This window comes from Variovorax sp. SG517, from assembly GCF_013376045.1.
Taxonomy (GTDB): domain Bacteria; phylum Pseudomonadota; class Gammaproteobacteria; order Burkholderiales; family Burkholderiaceae_C; genus Variovorax.
Genome location: NZ_JABMJG010000004.1, coordinates 188344 through 204233, shown reverse-complemented (window position 1 = coordinate 204233; position 15890 = coordinate 188344). Strand labels below are relative to the sequence as shown.

Genomic DNA, 15890 nt, shown 5'->3' with positions numbered 1-15890 from the left:
CGCTTGCGGTTACGACGAAAGCCATCGGATTTTTCGGCCGCGCATCGGGTGACCACTTCCCGATGAAATCTTTCTTGCTCAACGCTCCACGTGAAATGTTTTCACCCCGGAAGCTGTCTCTGAAATTGTTGAAACAGCTTGTACATTGAATCGGGAATGGCCATTGCTTCCTTGCAGGAGCAGTCGCCGCCGATCAATTCAAGACGTGGAGAAGTTCATGAGCACGGTCGACCCTCAGGGTGGCGCATCTGTCCTCACTTCGGGCCAGATGGCGATGTGGCTCGGCGCCAGGTTCGCCTCGCCCGACACCAACTTCAATCTCGCCGAAGCCATCGACATCGAAGGCCCCATCGACGCGGACGTCTTCATGGCCGCGATGCGGCAGGTGACCGGGGAAGCCGAGGCCACGCGGCTGAGCTTCGTCGACACCGCGCAGGGCCCGCGGCAGGTGGTCGCGCCCGACTTCACGCGCGAGATGCCCTTTCTCGACTTCAGCGGCGAGGCGGATCCGGCCGCCGCGGCGCAGGCGTGGATGCAGGCCGACTTCACGCGCAAGGACGACCTCGCGCGCGACCAGCTGTGGTTGTCCGCGCTGATCCGCCTCGCGCCGGAGCGCCACGTCTGGTACCACCGCAGCCATCACATCGTGCTCGACGGCTTCGGTGGCGGTCTCATCGCGCGGCGCTTCGCCGACGTCTACACCGCGCGCATCGAAGGCACCGAGGTGCCCGAGGCCTCGCGCCTCGCGCCCATCTCGCAGCTGGCCGAGGAAGAGAAGGCGTACCGCGAGTCGGGCCGCTTCCCGCGCGACCGCCAGTACTGGAGCGAACGCTTCGCCGACGCGCCCGATCCGCTGAGCCTGGCCTCGCAGCGCTCGGTCAACGTCGGCGGCCTGCTGCGGCAGACCGCGCACCTGCCGGCCGAAAGCGTGCACGCGCTGGCCGACATCGCGCAGCAGCTGGGCACCACGCTGCCGCAGATCCTGATCGCCACCACCGCCGCCTACCTGTACCGCGCCACCGGCATCGAGGACATGGTGATCGGCATTCCCGTCACCGCGCGCCACAACGACCGCATGCGCCGCGTGCCCGCGATGGTGGCCAACGCGCTGCCGCTGCGCCTCGCGATGCGCGCCGACCTGCGCGTGCCGGAACTCATCAACGAAGTGGGCCGCCAGATGCGGCAGGTGCTGCGGCACCAGTCCTACCGCTACGAGCACCTGCGCAGCGACCTCAACATGCTGGTGAACAACCGGCAGCTCTTCACCACGGTGGTCAACGTCGAGCCCTTCGACTACGACTTCCGCTTTGCAGGCAGCAAGGCGAAGCCGCGCAACCTGTCGAACGGCACGGCCGAGGACCTGGGCATCTTCTTGTACGAGCGCGGCAACGGGCAGGACCTGCAGATCGACTTCGACGCCAATCCGGCGATCTACACCGCGCAGGAACTCGCCGCCCACCAGCGCCGGCTGCTGGCCTTCATGACCGCCGTGATCGCCGAGCCCGACCAGGCCATCGGCCACGTCGACCTGCTGCAGCCCGGAGAGCGCGAGCAGCTGCTGGTGACGTGGAACGACACGGCGCACGCGGTGCCCGATACGAATCTCGTCGCGCTGATCGAGGCGCAGCTTGCGGCCAATCCGCAAGGCGTGGCGCTGCGCTTCGAGGGCGACGCCATGAGCAACGACGAGCTGAACCGCCGCGCCAACCGCCTCGCGCACCTGCTGCGCGCGCGCGGCGCGGGGCCGGAGCGCACCGTGGCGCTGGCCATTCCGCGTTCGTTCGACCTCATGGTGGCGCTGCTCGCCACGCTGAAGACCGGCGCGGCCTACCTGCCCGTCGACCCCGACTTCCCGCAGGACCGCATCGCCTTCATGCTCGACGACGCGCAGCCGGCGTGCCTCGTCACCACCGCTGCGCTCGCGGAGTCGCTGCAGGCGGGCGCCCCAGCCCTTCTGCTCGATGTAGGGCAAACGTTTGCGGACCTGGCGAATTGCGATGACGCTGATCACGGCATCGCCATCGACCCCTCGCATCCGGCCTACGTGATCTACACCTCCGGCTCCACCGGCAGGCCCAAGGGCGCGGTGGTGTCGCACCGCGCCATCGTCAACCGCCTGCAGTGGATGCAGGACCGCTACCGCCTGAAGGCCGACGACCGCGTGCTGCAGAAGACGCCATCGAGCTTCGACGTGTCGGTGTGGGAATTCTTCTGGCCGCTGATCGACGGCGCCACGCTGGTGCTCGCGAAGCCCGGCGGCCACAAGGACGCCGCCTACCTCGCGAAGCTGATCGCCGATGAAGGCATCACCACCGCGCACTTCGTGCCGTCGATGCTCGAAGTGTTCCTGCTCGAGCCGAAGGCGCGCGAGTGCGCCTCGGTGCGGCGCGTGATCTGCAGCGGCGAGGCGCTGTCGCCCGCGCTGGTGGCGCAGTTCCAGCAGCAGCTGCCCTGCGAGCTGCACAACCTCTACGGGCCGACCGAGGCCGCCGTCGACGTCACCTCGTGGGAATGCCCGCGCGATGCCGACGAGGGACAGGCTCCGAAGGGCAGCGTGCCCATCGGCAGGCCGATCTGGAACACGCAGATGCACGTGCTCGACAGCGGCCTGCAGCCCGTGCCGCCCGGCACCACTGGCGAGCTCTACATCGCGGGCGTGGGCCTCGCGCGCGGCTACCTCGGCCGTCCGCTGCTGAGCGCCGAGCGCTTCGTGGCCAACCCCTACGGCGAGCCCGGCAGCCGCATGTACCGCACCGGCGACCTCGCGCGCTGGCGCGAGGACGGCAGCCTCGACTTCCTGGGCCGCGCCGACCAGCAGGTGAAGATCCGCGGCCTGCGCATCGAGCCCGGCGAGATCGAATCAGCGCTGCTGCAGCATGCGCAGGTCGCGCAGGCGGCGGTGGTCGCGCGGGAAGACGTGCCGGGCGAGAAGCGCCTCGTGGCCTACGTGGTGGCCGCCGAGGGAGCCGATCCGCAGGCGGCCGATCTGCGCACCCATCTCGCGCAGTCGCTGCCCGAGTACATGGTGCCCTCGGCCTTCGTCAACGTGCCGGCGCTGCCGCTGGGCCCCAGCGGCAAGCTCGACCGGCGCGCGCTGCCCGCGCCCGAGCTGCAGGCGGCCACGCCCTACGTGGCGCCGCGCACGCACACCGAGAAGATCCTCGCGCGTCTCTGGGCCGAGACGCTGCACCTGCCGCGCGTGGGCATCGAGGACAACTTCTTCGAGCTCGGCGGGCACTCGCTGATGATCGTGCAGCTGATCTCGATGATCCGGCAGCAGTTCATGATCGACCTGCCGCTGGACACGCTGTTCCAGGTCTCCACCATCGCCGGCCTCGCCGAGCTGCTCGATCAGGCCTCGCAGGCGGGGCCGAGCCTCGTGCCGATGCCGCGGCCGGCGCGCATCCCGCTGTCGTTCGCGCAGCGCCGCCTGTGGCTGATGAACCAGCTGGAGAACGCCAACCCCGCCTACAACATGCCGCTGGCGCTGCGCCTGTCGGGCACGCTCGACCGCGCCGCCCTGCAGTCGGCGATCGACGACCTGATGCAGCGCCACGAGAGCCTGCGCACCATCTACCCGAGCGAGGACGGGCTGCCGTACCAGCACATCCTCGAAGGCGAGCAGGCGCGCGCATTGCTGGTCGCGGCCGACAGCAGCGAGGACGGGATCGCCGCGCAATTGCATGCCGCCGCGCGCGCCGGCTTCGACCTCGGCACCACCGCGCCGCTGCGCCCGCATCTCTTCAGGCTGGCCGACGACGAGCACGTGCTGCTGCTGCTCACGCACCACATCGTGGGCGACGGCGCCTCGCTGCTGCCGCTGGCGCGCGACCTCAGCGTGGCCTACGCCGCGCGCAGCGAAGGCAAGGCGCCGGGCTGGGCGCCGCTGCCGCTGCAGTACGCCGACTACGCGCTGTGGCAGCAGGAACTGCTGGGCAGCGAGGACGACCCCGAGAGCATGGCCGGCCGCCAACGCGAGTTCTGGCGCGAGACCCTGCGCGACCTGCCCGAGCGGCTGAGCCTGCCGGTCGACCGCCCACACCCGGCCGTGCCGAGCTACCGCGGCGACGTGGTGCCGCTGCAGATTCCGCCGCAGGTGCACGAGCGCATGCTGCAGCTCGCACGCGATGGGCAGGCCAGCGTCTTCATGGTGCTGCAGGCGGCGCTCGCGGGGCTGCTCAACCGGCTGGGCGCGGGAGACGACATCGTCATCGGAACGCCGGTGGCAGGCCGCAGCGACCACGCGCTGGACGAGCTCATCGGCTGCTTCGTCAACGCGCTCGTGCTGCGCACCGACCTGGCAGGGCAGCCCAGCCTGCGCGAGCTGGTCGCACGGGTGCGCGCCACCAACCTCGCGGCCTATGCGAACCAGGAGTTCCCGTACGACCGCATCGTGGAGCTGCTGCGTCCGCAGCGCGGCGGCGCGAACCTGCCGCTGTTCCAGGTGATGCTGGGCTTCCAGAGCGGCAGCAACCGGCTCTCCTTCGGGCTGCCGGGCCTGTCGATCACGCCGCAGCCGGTGGAGGTGGACACGGCCAAGTTCGACCTGTCCTTCATCCTCGACGAGCAGCGCGGCGCCGACGGGCTGCCCGGCGGCATCGCGGGCGGCATCCAGTACAGCACCGACATCTTCGACCGCCCGACCGTCGAGGCCATCGGCCAGCGGCTGGTGCGCCTGCTGGAGCAGGCCTGCGATGCCCCCGATGCCGCGCTGAACGGCCTGGACATCCTCGGCGAAGAAGAGCGCCATCGGCTGCTGCACGACTGGAGCGGCCGCAGCAGCGGCACGCGAGACGACATCGCGCCGCTCTCGCTCGCGGCCATGGTCGAGGCGCACGCCGCCGCGCGCCCGCATGAGGCGGCGGTGGTGCTCGACGACGCCTCGGTGGTGAGCTATGCCGCGCTCGACGTGCGCGCCAACCGGCTCGCGCACCTGCTGCGCGGCCGCGGCGTGGGCGCGGGCCACATCGTCGCGACCGTGCTGCCGCGTTCGCTCGACCTCGTGGTGGCGCACCTGGCCATCGTGAAGGCCGGCGCGGCCTACCTGCCGATCGACCCCAACCACATGGCCGGCCGCAGCGCCTTCGTGTTCGAGGAGGCTGCGCCTGCCGCGGTGCTGACGCACGCGTCGCTGCTGCCGGAGCTGGCCGGCATTGCGCGCTGCCTCGCGCTCGACAGCGACGAGACCGTCGCCGCGCTGGCGATCCAGTCGGACGGGCCCGTGGCGCAGCCGCGCGCGGTCGATCCGCGCGACGCCGCGTACGTGATCTACACCTCGGGCTCCACCGGCAAGCCCAAGGGCGTGGTGGTGCCGCACCAGGGCCTGGCAAGCCTGGGCGCCTCGATGGCGCAGCGCTTCGCCATCGACCACGGCTCGCGCGTGCTGCAGTTCTCCTCCAGCGGCTTCGACGCCTCGGTGATGGACCTGCTGATGGCCTTCCATGCCGGCGGCGCGCTGGTGGTGCCCTCGGCGCAGCAGGTGCTGGGCGCCGAGCTCGGCGTGCTGATCGAGAGGCTGGCCGTGAGCCACGCGCTGATTCCGCCGGCCGCGCTCGCGACGCTGCCCGAGGGCGCTTACCCCTGCCTGCAGACGGTGGTGGTGGGCGGCGATGCCTGCTCCGCCGAACTGGCTGCGCGCTGGTCCAGGGGCCGCCGCATGGTCAACGCCTACGGCCCGACCGAGATCACCATCTGCGCGAGCACCAGCGCGCCGATCAACGGCCAGGAGCCGCCCACCATCGGCACGCCGGTGTGGAACACGCGCGTGTACGTGCTCGACGACGCGCTGCAGCCGGTGCCGCCCGGCGTGGCGGGCGAGCTCTACATCGCGGGCAGCGGCGTCGCGCGCGGCTACCTGAACCGCGCGCTGCTGAGCGCCGAGCGCTTCGTCGCCGATCCCTTCGGCGAGCCCGGCAGCCGCATGTACCGCAGCGGCGACCTGGTGCGCTGGCGCAATGACGGCAGCCTCGACTTCCTGGGCCGCGCCGACCAGCAGGTGAAGATCCGCGGCTACCGCATCGAGCCCGGCGAGATCGAATCGGTGCTGCTGCGCCATCCGCAGGTGACGCAGGCGGCCGTCATCGCGCGCGAGGACGTGCCGGGCGAGAAGCGCCTGGTGGCCTACGTGGTGGCGTCGTCCGATCCGCAGCCCGCGGAACTGTGCGCCCACATGGCGCAGTCGCTGCCCGACTACATGGTGCCTTCGGCCTTCGTGCACCTGCCGTTCCTGCCGTTGACGCAAAGCGGCAAGCTCGACCGCAGGGCGCTGCCCGCGCCGGAGCAGCAGGCCACCTCGGCATATGTCGAGCCGCGCACCGCCACCGAGAGGCAGCTTGCCGCGCTGTGGGCCGAGACGCTGCACCTGGAGCGCGTGGGCATCCACGACAACTTCTTCGAACTCGGCGGGCATTCGCTGATGGCGATCCAGCTCGGCATGCGCATCCGCCAGCAGGTGCGCGCGGACTTCCCGCATGCCGAGGTCTACAACCGCCCGACCGTCGCGGCGCTGGCCGCATGGCTGGACGACAACACGGCCGGCGCCGAGGCGCTGGACCTCTCGCGCGAGCTCGACCTGCCCGCGCACATCCGCAGGCAGGACACCGCGCCGCCGCTGGCCCCGCAGCGCGTGTTTCTCACCGGCGCCAGCGGCTTCGTCGGCAGCCACCTGCTGGCCGCGCTGCTGCGCGACACCACCGCTCGCGTGGTCTGCCACGTGCGTGCCGTCGACGAGGAAGCCGGCAAGCGCCGCCTGCAGCTCACGCTGGCGCAGCGGCAGCTCGGCGCGATCTGGGACGACGCGCGCATCGAGGTCGTGACCGGCGACCTCGGCAAGCCGAACCTGGGCCTGGACGACCGCGCGGTGCAGCTGGTGCGCGAGGACTGCGACGCCATCTACCACTGCGCCGCGCAGGTGGACTTCCTGCATCCCTACGCGAGCCTGAAGCCGGCCAATGTCGGCAGCGTGGTCACGCTGCTCGAGTGGACCGCGCAGGGCCGGCCGAAGAGCATGCATTACGTCTCCACGCTGGCGGTGATCGACCAGAACAACGGCAAGGAAGGCGCCACCGTCACCGAGCAGTCGGCGCTGGCCTCGTGGCGCGGGCTGGTCGACGGCTACAGCCAGAGCAAGTGGGTAGGCGACGCGCTGGCGCGCGAGGCGCAGTCGCGCGGCATGCCGGTGGCGATCTACCGGCTGGGCGCGGTCACCGGCGACCACACGCACGCGATCTGCAACGCCGACGACCTGATCTGGCGCGTGGCGCATCTCTATGCCGACCTCGAAGCCATTCCCGACATGGACCTGCCGCTGAACCTCACGCCGGTGGACGACGTGGCGCGCGCGATCCTCGGCCTCGCGGGGCTGCAGTCGTCGTGGGGCCAGGTGTTCCACCTGACGAGCCAGGAGGCGCTGCGGGTGCGCGACATTCCGGCCGTGTTCGAGCGGCTCGGCATGCGGCTCGAACCCGTCGGGCTCGAACCGTGGCTGCAGCGCGCGCACGCGCGGCTCGCTGTGGGGCAGGACCGCGACCTCGCGGCGGTGCTGGCGATCCTCGACCGCTACGACACCTCGGCCACGCCGCCGAAGGTGAGCGGCGAGGCCACGCATGCGCAGCTGCAGGCCATCGGTGCCGCGATCCGCCCGGTGGACCGCGACCTGCTGCATCGCTACTTCGTCGACCTGGGCATCGACACCAAGGCGCGCCGCACCGCCGAAGCCGGCGCATCGCAGGAGGCCTGAAGCCATGGCGCGCTATCTCATCGCCGCGACGCCGCTGCCGGGACACGTGCTGCCGATGCTGGCCATCGCGCAGCACCTCGTGGGCCTGGGGCACGAGGTGCGGGTGCACACGGCCAGCCGCTTCCGGGCACAGGCCGAGGCCACCGGCGCCGGCTTCACGCCCTTCGACGCCTCGATCGACTTCGACCACCGCGAGCTCGACCAGCGCTTTCCGCAGCGCCAGCGCCTGCCGTCGGCGCATGCGCAGCTGTGCTTCGGCCTGAAGCATTTCTTCGCCGACGCCATGGCGGCGCAGCACAGGGGCCTGCGCGCGATCCTGGGCGACTTCCCGGCCGATGCCGTCATGGTCGACACCATGTTCTGCGGCACCTTCCCGCTGCTGCTGGGGCCGCGCGAGGAGCGCCCTGCCGTCGTGGGCATCGGCATCTCGGCGCTGCCGCTGTCGAGCTGCGACACCGCCTTCTTCGGCACCGCGCTGCCGCCGTCGTCCACGCCGGAAGGGCGGGTGCGCAACCGCGCGATGAACGCCAATCTCAGGCAGGCGATGTTCGGCGAGGTGCAGCGCTACTTCGATGCGCTGCTGACCTGCGCGGGCCTGCCGGCGCTGCCCGAGTTCTTCATCGACGCGATGGTGAAGCTGCCGGACGTCTACCTGCAGCTCACTTCCGAATCCTTCGAATACCCGCGCAGCGACCTGCCGGCTTCGGTGCGCTTCGTGGGCCCGCTGCTCGCGCCCGCCAGCCGCGACTTCGTGGAGCCCGACTGGTGGCACGAGCTGGACGACGGCCGCGCGGTGGTGCTGGTGACGCAGGGCACGCTGGCCAACCAGAACCCGGCGCAACTGATCGGCCCGACGCTGCAGGGCCTGGCCGGCGCGGGCGACATCCAGGTCATTGCGACCACGGGCGGACCGCAGCCCGAGGCGCTGAACATGGCGGTGCCTGCGAATGCGCGCGTGCTGCCCTTCCTGCCCTACGACCGCCTGCTGCCGAAGGTGCACGCGATGGTCACCAATGGCGGCTACGGCTCGGTCAACCATGCGCTGAGCCTCGGCGTGCCGCTGGTGGTGGCCGGCGCCACCGAGGAGAAGCCGGAGATTGCCGCGCGCGTAGCCTGGTCGGGCGCCGGCATCAACCTGGGCAACGGGCAGCCCACCGCGCGCCAGATCGGCGACGCGGTGCGCAGGCTGCTGAAGGAGCCCGCCTACCGCCAGCGCGCGGGCGTGCTGCGCGACGACTTCGCGCGCCATCACGCGCTCACCGAGATATCGGCCGCGCTCGAGGCGCTGCGCGAGGCCGCGGTGCCCGAATCCCTGGCCATGGCCTGACCCGGCCCGATTGAAGAACCCCCGAGGAAACAGACGATGAGCAACCTGTTTGACGACAAGGACGGCACCTTCCAGGTGCTGGTGAACGACGAAGGCCAGCACTCGCTGTGGCCGGCTTTCATCGACGTGCCCGCCGGCTGGAAGGTGGCGCTGCCCGCCACCGACCGCGCCACGTGCGGCGCCTACATCGAGGCGAACTGGACCGACATGCGCCCGCGCTCGCTCGCGGCCAGGGATCTCGATGCCGCAGGCGCATGAGGGTGTTCGCGCTGCACCGGCGCGGCGCCGCCTGGGCGTATGCGTCGCGGTTCCGCACGTCGGTCGCCGATGAGGTGAGCGTCGCTCCCGGCGACCGGCAAGAGCGCGCAGTGCCGGCGCAGGGAAGGCAGGAAAGACCGCGGCGGCAAGGCAGGCCGCAACGGCGATGAGCGTCTTCTCGCCCTGGCCGTACTTCGTGCTCGTGCTGGTGGTGCTCGGTGCGATGGCGCTGCCGGTGTTCCGCGCTGCCGACGAGCCGCACGACGCCCGCGACCGCCGCACCGCAACGCTCGACGGGCTGCGCGGCTTTCTCGCGCTGAGCGTCTTCGTGCACCACCTGATGGTGACCCACGGCTACATCGAGCGCGGCGAGTGGACCTTTCCGCCCTCGGGCTTCCACACCCTGCTGGGGCAGGCAGGCGTGGGCGTCTTCTTCATGATCACCGCCTTCCTGTTCTGGGGAAAGCTGCTCGACGCGAAAGGGCGGCCCGATTGGAGGGGGCTGTACACCGGCCGGCTCTGGCGCATCGGGCCGACCTATCTGCTGGCCGTGGGGCTGATGTTCCTCGTCGTCGGCTGGAGAACCGGCTTCGAGCTCAGGGAGCCGGCGTGGTCCGTGCTGGCCGAGGTGCTGCAGTGGCTGGCCCTCGGCATCTGGCCGCTTCAGCCGGACATCAACGGCTACGTGGGCACGACGCTGATCCTCGCGGGCGTCACCTGGACGGTGTTCGTGGAGTGGCTGTTCTACGGCGCGCTGCGGCCGATGGCCCCGCTCGCGCGCGGGGCCCGCACGCCGCGCTTCGTTATCGGCGGCATGCTGCTGGTGTGCCTGCCGCTGCTGGTCTTCGGGGCGCTGTCGCCGGGGGCCACGCCCTCGCGGCCGACGCTCGCGCTGGTGATCGGCGCGCTGGCCTGGGTGCTGGCGTCCTTCCTCATGGGCATGCTGTCGGCGTGGCTGGTCCGTCGCAAGGGGCCGCGGCTGCCGCAGCGGGAGGCGTCGCTGCTTGCGCTGGCTTGCCTCGCGGGGGTGTTCCTCGGTTTCGGGCACATGGTCGGCCCCGTGCAGGTGCTGCTGCTCTGGGTGTTCTTCCACCTGGTGTGCACGGGCAGCACGCTCTTCGGCCTGCTGGGCACGCGCGCGGCCCGGCGCATGAGCACGGTGAGCTACAGCATCTACCTGCTCCAGGGGCTCGTGCTGACCCTGGTGTTCGCGGTGCCGCCGGTGAGGGCGTTCGCGATGTCGGGGCCGACGGCCTACTGGTTGGTGGGCGCGGGCTGCGCCCTGCTGCTGGCGGCGGCATCGGTCGCGAGCTACCGGCTGGTCGAGAAGCCGGGCATCGCGCGCGGACGGCGCCTGCGGTCCGGCGCGCGCCCGATGCCCGCTGCGCAGGCCGCCCGGCCGTGAACGGGGGCGGGCTACAAGACCCCAAGCCATCCTCGTGACATACCCTTGCGCATAATTGACGCAAGCTATGACTCTCACCGAACTCAAATACATCGTCGCAGTGGCCCGCGAAAGGCACTTCGGCAAGGCGGCCGAGGCCTGCTACGTTTCGCAGCCCACTCTCTCCGTCGCAATCAAGAAGCTCGAGGACGAGCTCGAAGTCAAGCTCTTCGAGCGCAGCGCCGGCGAAGTGACCGTCACGCCGCTGGGCGAGCAGATCGTCCAGCAGGCCCAGAGCGTGCTCGACCAGGCCGCCAGCATCAAGGAGATCGCCAAGCGCGGCAAGGATCCGCTGGCCGGTCCGCTGAACCTGGGCGTGATCTACACCATCGGGCCGTACCTGCTGCCCGACCTGGTGCGCCAGGTGATCGCGCGCACGCCGCAGATGCCGCTGGTGCTGCAGGAGAATTTCACCGCCAAGCTGCTGGAGATGCTGCGCGCCGGCGAGATCGACTGCGCCATCATGGCCGAGCCCTTTCCCGACACCGGCCTCGCGATGGCGCCGCTGTACGACGAGCCCTTCATGGCCGCGCTGCCGAGCAAGCACAAGTTCGCCGACCGCGAATCCGTCACGTCCGAGGAGCTGCAGAGCGAGACGATGCTGCTGCTGGGCACCGGCCACTGCTTCCGCGACCACGTGCTGGAGGTGTGCCCCGAATTCGCGCGCTTCTCGAGCAACGCCGAGGGCATCCGCAAGAGCTTCGAGGGCTCGTCGCTGGAGACCATCAAGCACATGGTGGCCTCGGGCATGGGCGTGACGCTGGTGCCGCGCCTGTCGGTGCCGGCCGATGCGATCAAGCCGAAGGTCAAGGGCCGCAAGGAGCCCGAGCAGATGGTGCGCTACCTGCCGGTGCGCGATGCGCAGGACCGCGATCCGCCCACGCGCCGCGTGGTGCTCGCATGGCGGCGCACCTTCACGCGCTACGAGGCCATCGCCGCGCTGCGCAACGCGATCTATGCGTGCGAGCTGCCGGGAGTGAAGCGCCTTTCGTAGGTTGCGATTCGAGAACTTGGCCTACGCGGCGGCTGTTTTGAATCGTTGATCGCTGAGATAGAGTGGCGCTGTTGCGAAGCCGCGTGCCGGCTTCCAGAATCGAAGCCACACATCCCTCCAAGAACTCGACTGAAGAAAAGGATCTCCCGCCATGGCCAAGGACTCTAAGAAACCGTCGCCCGCCTCTTCCGCCGGCAAGGTGCCCAAGAAGGGCGGCAAGCAGGTCGCGCAGGAGTCGGGCAGCCGCAACGCGCCCATCATCAACATCGGCATCGAGCGCCAGGACCGCGCCGCCATCGCCGAAGGCCTGAGCCGCGTGCTGGCCGACACCTACACGCTCTACCTCACCACGCACAACTTCCACTGGAACGTGACGGGCCCGCACTTCAACTCGCTGCACGCCATGTTCATGCAGCAGTACACCGAGCTGTGGGGCGCGACCGACGTGATCGCCGAGCGCATCCGCGCGCTGGGCCACTACGCGCCGGGCTCGTACGCCGAGTTCAGCAAGATCGCCACCGTGCCCGACGTGCCTCAGAACCCGCCCAAGGCGATGGAGATGGTGCGCATTCTGGTGAAGGGCCACGAGACCGTGTCGCGCATCGCGCGCGAATTCATTCCTGTCGCCGAGGAAGCCGGCGACGACCCGACGGCCGACATGCTGACCGCGCGCTGCACGGTGCACGACCAGACGGCCTGGATGCTGCGTTCCCTCCTTGAAGACTGATTCCGCCCCTTCCGCCATCGCGCCCGCGGTTCACCGCGGGCGTTTTGCGTTGTATCTCGACCTGATCCGCTGGAACCGTCCGGCGGGCTGGCTGCTGCTGCTGTGGCCCACGCTGGGCGCGCTGTGGTTCGCGGCGGGCGGCTGGCCGGGCTGGCACCTGCTGGTCGTGTTCACGCTCGGCACCTTCCTCATGCGCAGCGCCGGCTGCTGCGTGAACGACGTGGCCGACCGCGACTTCGACCGCCACGTGAAGCGCACCGCGCAGCGGCCCGTGACCAGCGGCGCGATGTCGGTCAAGGAAGCGCTGGGGCTGGGCGTGGTGCTGGCGCTGGTGTCCTTCGGGTTGGTGCTCACGACCAACCGCACGACGGTGCAGTGGTCGTTCGCGGCGCTGGCCATCACGCTGGTGTATCCCTTCGCCAAGCGCTTCGTCTCGGTGCCGCAGGCGGTGCTGGGCGTTGCCTTCAGCTTCGGCATTCCGATGGCCTTCGCGGCCGTGCAGTCCGCAGTGCCGCTCTTCGCCGCGGTGCTGCTCGCGGGCAACCTCTTCTGGGTGCTGGCCTACGACACCGAGTACGCCATGGTCGACCGCGACGACGACCTCAAGATCGGCATGAAGACGTCGGCCATCACCTTCGGCCGCCTCGACGTGGCGGCGGTGATGACGAGCTACGCGATCTTCCTCGCCGTCTGGACCTGGGCCGGCGCGAGCCGTTCGCTGGGCGTGCTGTTCTATGTGGGCATCGCGGTGGCCGCGGCTCAGGCGCTGTGGCACTGGCGGCTGATCCACGACCGCACGCGCGAAGGCTGCTTCAAGGCCTTCCGCCTGAACCACTGGCTGGGCTTCACCGTGTTCGCCGGCGTCGTGGCCGGCTACGCGCTGCGGTGAGCACGACCATGGCCGGCATGCTGGAGCGGTTGAGGCAGAAGATCGGCCAGGAGGGTCACTCCGGCTGGCACCGCATCACGCAGGAGATGGTCGACCGCTACTCGGAGCTCTCGGGCGACGGCGAGGGCGAGTGGATCCACCTCGATCCCGAGCGCGCGGCGAGCGAGGCCGGCTACGGCGGCACCATCGTGCAGGGCTTCTTCCAGGTGTCGCATCTCATCCGGCTGACCGGCGAGGCCATGCGCACATTGCTGCCCTTCGACTCGAACCACGCCCTCAACTACGGCTTCGACCGCCTGCGCTTCGTGCGGCCGATGCCTGTGGGCGCGCGCTTCCGGGCGCGGGTTCGCATCGCGGACGTGACGCCGAAGGCTGGCGACAGCTTCCTGCTGAAGGAAGAGGTCTGGCTGGAACTCGAAGACGGCACCGTCACGCTGGCCGCCGAATGGCTGTTCCTGCTCGGCCCACGTGCGCTGGCCGCGGGCTGAGTCCTGCCCGGTGCCCCTGGTCAGCCGCGGCCGAATTCCTCGCCCAGCTCCGCGGCACGCTTCTGCGCCGCGCGGATCGCGGTCTTGAACTGGGACTTCACGTCCGCCGCCTGCATCGAGGTGATGGCCGCGTAGGTCGTGCCGCCCTTGGAGGTCACGCGCTCGCGTAGCACCGACGGCGGCTCGGTCGCGCTATGCGCCAGTGCCGAGGCGCCGGTGAAGGTGCCGATGGCCAGGCGCAGGGCCTGCTCGGGCGTCAGGCCCATCTCGGTGCCGGCCTCGGCCATCGCCTCGATGAAATAGAAGACATAGGCCGGACCGGAGCCCGACATGGCGGTGACGGCGTCGAGCGCCGGTTCGGTGTCGACCCAGAGCAGCTCGCCGGTGGGCGCAAGCAACTGCCCGACCGTCGAGCGGTCGGCGCTCTCGACGCCGGGCCGGGCGAACAGGCCGGTCATGCCCTTGCCGACCAGCGCGGGCGTGTTGGGCATCGCGCGCACCACGCGCTCGGTGCCGAGCCAGCGCGCGATGCTGTCGGACGGAATGCCGGCGGCCACGCTCAGGTGCAGGGCGTCGGCGGCGAAGGCGCGGACCGGCCTGGCGGCCTCGGCGAAGGTCTGGGGCTTTACCGCCCAGACCACCACGCCGCAGCGCGACAGCGCCTCGCCCGCCTCGGCCTTCGCGACGATGCCGAAGGACTGCGCCAGCTTCGCGCGGGCCTCGTCGAAGGGCTCGACCACCTCGAAGGCATCCGCCGGGGTGCCTTGCTGGATCAGGCCGCCGATGATGGCGCTGGCCATGTTGCCGCCCCCGATGAAGGCGACGGGAGGCAGCGGCGCGGGGCCGGTGCGGGGCAGGAAGGTCACGGCGATGGTCATGGTCGGTCGGCGTATTCGAAGGCGGCGAACTGGGTGATTTGAAGCGGATTGAAATTGTCGTCGCTCACGACCACCAGCATGCGCCCGCCGCCGGGCAGGGGCGGGCCCCAGCACATGCCTTCGGTGTTGTCGAGCCGGGAGAGGCCCAGCGTGGCGAAGTCGGCCACCAGCGTCTTGGCTGCCGGCCGGTGGTTGCCGGGCGCCAGCGTATCGACCGCGAGCACGTCGCTGGCGGCGCGGGTGTCTATTTCATACAGGCGCAGCGAATTGCCGCGGCCGGTGGCGTAGGCGCGCTCCAGCACCAGCATGCGGTCGGCGTCGAGCATCAGGATCTCGCTCACGCCGTTGTCGGCGTAGCTTCCGGGAACCAGCGGGCGCAGCGGGATGGCGTCGGGAACGTAGGCGATCTGGCGGTCGGGCTGGCCGGTCTCCAGGTCGATCCGCGTGAAGCGGCAGGGTCCGCCGGCGGCGCCGATGGCGGGTTCGGGGCCGTCCTGGATCAGGGCGTTTTCCATCGCCAGCCAGGCGAAGCGGCCGTCGGGCGTGAGGCTGATGCCCTCGAAAGTCAGGTTGTCGCGCGGGCCGCGACGCTTTGCCTGGTCGGGCTGGAACATCGCCGGCATCGGGAATTCGCGCAGGAAGCGGCCGTCGCGGGCCGATTCGTACAGCGCCGGGCCGAAGCCGCGGGCGACGTCGCCTTCGCTGGTCCACAGCAGTGTGTTGGTGGCGGGGCGCAGCCGGAGGGCCTCGGGGTCCGGAACCGGAAGGCCGTCGACCGCGTTGCGCCGGTTCGGCCATGGGCCGCCGCCGGGACGTTGCAGCTGAACCACGCCCGCAGGCTCGGGCGGCGCGGCCGGCGGGTCGGGCCAGCGGGCGATGTAATAGCGCACGGGAGCCAGATCCGATCGGTCGTCGCTGATGAGCAGGTACTCACCTCGGATCGGGTCGTAGTCGATGCCCGAGAGGCCCCCGGCCGTGGTTCCTTCTATATGAAGGCGGTGCGGCCATCGCGCCTCGGCGATGCGGCGCAGCCGGCCGGAGTCCGGGCTGGGCGTCGCGCCGCCCTTGCAGCCGGCCATGCCCAGCATCGCCAGCCCGGCGCCGCCGGCCAGCAGAAGGCGGCGGCGCGGCAGCGGCAATGAGGTCG

General features: G+C 70.5%; 10 protein-coding genes. 8 read left to right on the top strand and 2 right to left on the bottom strand.

Going from position 1 to position 15890, the window contains the following annotated elements; genetic code table 11:
- Positions 1–217 precede the first annotated feature (217 nt).
- From FHT32_RS13645 to FHT32_RS13610, 8 genes are all read left to right on the top strand, one after another.
- Positions 218–7738 (top strand): non-ribosomal peptide synthetase, encoded by a 7521-nt coding sequence (locus FHT32_RS13645; RefSeq protein ID WP_176665157.1) that lies wholly within the window; start codon positions 218–220, stop codon positions 7736–7738.
- A gap of 4 nt (positions 7739–7742) precedes the next feature.
- Positions 7743–9065: a glycosyltransferase gene (locus tag FHT32_RS13640; RefSeq protein ID WP_176665156.1), complete on the top strand. Its 1323-nt coding sequence runs from the start codon at positions 7743–7745 to the stop codon at positions 9063–9065.
- Between the two features lie 36 nt (positions 9066–9101).
- The gene (locus FHT32_RS13635; RefSeq protein WP_176665155.1) at positions 9102–9323 is read left to right on the top strand and encodes an MbtH family protein; all 222 of its coding nucleotides are present in this window, start codon (positions 9102–9104) and stop codon (positions 9321–9323) included.
- 166 nt (positions 9324–9489) lie between these two features.
- Positions 9490–10728: an acyltransferase gene (locus FHT32_RS13630; protein ID WP_176665154.1), complete on the top strand. Its 1239-nt coding sequence runs from the start codon at positions 9490–9492 to the stop codon at positions 10726–10728.
- 67 nt (positions 10729–10795) lie between these two features.
- The gene (locus tag FHT32_RS13625; protein ID WP_176665153.1) at positions 10796–11761 is read left to right on the top strand and encodes a LysR substrate-binding domain-containing protein; all 966 of its coding nucleotides are present in this window, start codon (positions 10796–10798) and stop codon (positions 11759–11761) included.
- Between the two features lie 151 nt (positions 11762–11912).
- Complete coding sequence (locus tag FHT32_RS13620) at positions 11913–12488, top strand: Dps family protein (RefSeq protein WP_019653962.1); 576 nt, start codon at positions 11913–11915, stop codon at positions 12486–12488.
- Positions 12478–13377 carry a 4-hydroxybenzoate octaprenyltransferase gene (gene ubiA, locus FHT32_RS13615; protein ID WP_176665152.1) on the top strand — a complete coding sequence of 300 codons (900 nt, stop codon included), beginning with the start codon at positions 12478–12480 and terminating at the stop codon, positions 13375–13377. Before FHT32_RS13620 ends, ubiA begins: the two co-directional genes overlap by 11 nt.
- Positions 13374–13865 (top strand): MaoC/PaaZ C-terminal domain-containing protein, encoded by a 492-nt coding sequence (locus FHT32_RS13610; RefSeq protein ID WP_371132177.1) that lies wholly within the window; start codon positions 13374–13376, stop codon positions 13863–13865. Before ubiA ends, FHT32_RS13610 begins: the two co-directional genes overlap by 4 nt.
- Positions 13866–13885: 20 nt before the next feature.
- Here the strand turns inward: FHT32_RS13610 and proC are convergent, their stop codons facing one another.
- On the bottom strand, positions 13886–14743 hold the full coding sequence (gene proC / locus FHT32_RS13605; RefSeq protein WP_176665151.1) for a pyrroline-5-carboxylate reductase: 858 nt from the start codon (positions 14741–14743) through the stop codon (positions 13886–13888).
- Positions 14740–15831 (bottom strand): esterase-like activity of phytase family protein, encoded by a 1092-nt coding sequence (locus FHT32_RS13600; RefSeq protein ID WP_256099010.1) that lies wholly within the window; start codon positions 15829–15831, stop codon positions 14740–14742. Before FHT32_RS13600 ends, proC begins: the two co-directional genes overlap by 4 nt.
- Positions 15832–15890 lie beyond the last annotated feature (59 nt).